This is a genomic window from Spartinivicinus poritis (genome assembly GCF_028858535.1).
GTDB lineage: Bacteria > Pseudomonadota > Gammaproteobacteria > Pseudomonadales > Zooshikellaceae > Spartinivicinus > Spartinivicinus poritis.
The window spans coordinates 1-1,196 of the sequence record NZ_JAPMOU010000157.1 but is presented as its reverse complement, the minus strand read 5'-3'; the positions used below and the strand labels follow the sequence as shown (position 1 = coordinate 1,196).

Annotated in this window: 1 pseudogene; it reads right to left on the bottom strand. The window is 39.5% G+C overall.

The features are described from left to right. Positions 1–8: 8 nt before the first annotated feature. Positions 9–1,129 (bottom strand): annotated as a pseudogene (locus ORQ98_RS29475) (IS3 family transposase). Between the last annotated feature and the right edge of the window lie 67 nt (positions 1,130–1,196).

The window sequence follows — 1,196 nt, the reverse complement described above, 5'->3', positions numbered from 1 at the left end:
TGTTCTGGTCAAACTAAACCGGACACTTTTCTCTGAGATTGTTCAAAGTTAACTGGAGACATATTTTCATTAGCCGTATGCAAACGTTCCAGATTATAATATTTCATATATGCAGTAACATCTTGTCTTATATGCTGGCGAGTAGGTTGCTCTGTTTTTAAAATCCAGTCGTGTTTTAAACTGCCAAAAAATCGCTCTACTACTGCATTATCCCAACAAGCGCCCACGTCACCCATTGAAGAACGTATCTGATGCTTTTTTAATAAACGTTGAAATGGCTGACTTGTATACTGTGATCCTCTATCACTATGAAATACTAAGCCGGCTTTCGATTGTCGTAAATAAATGGCTTTAGTCATCGCTTTGCAAATTAAGTCTGTATTCATACGACTGGCCATATGCCAGCCAACAATTCGACGAGAAAATAAATCCATGACAATTGCCAAATACACCCAACCCTAAGCTGTCTTCAGATAAGTAATATCACCAGCCCACACCTCATTTGGAGCAACTGGATTGAAGTTCTGATTTAACAGATTATCAGCAACCGGGTCGCTATGCTTACGTTTTGTGGTTACCTTATAAGCTACCCTTTGTTTAACTTTTAAGTTCAATTTTCTCATTAATGTGCGGACCCGATAGCGTCCAACTTGAAAGCCTTCTTCGCGTAGTTTCTTGGCTAACATGCGGCTTCCTAAGCTGTTTCTACTTGCCTTAAAGAGTGCTTTGGCTGGACGCTTACACCAGTCATAATAAGCAGACTCACTTACCTTCATCACACGACACAGTAGCTTAACAGGATAGTTATTAGCTGCTTGTTTTTGAATAAAGTTAAATTTTACTTCATTTCTTTCGCGAAGAAGGCACTCGCCTTTTTTAAAATTTCTTTTTCCATTTGCAGAGTTTTCACTTCTTTACGAAGGCGTTTCAACTCTTCGCGCTCACTTTCAGTTAAGGTTTTGCCAGCCTGCTTTTGCTCATAATCATCCTTCCAGCGATACAGTATATTTGAGTTAATACCCAATGATTTAGCTGCCTCTGGCACTGAATAACCTTGCTCCAAAACTAAGGCAACAGCCTCCGTTTTGAACTCTTTTGTGTACGTCTTGTAACTGCGTTTCTGACTCATACCAACACCTTAATGCTTGATACTTATTATCTCTCATTAAAGTGTCCGGTTCCATTAGACCAGAACA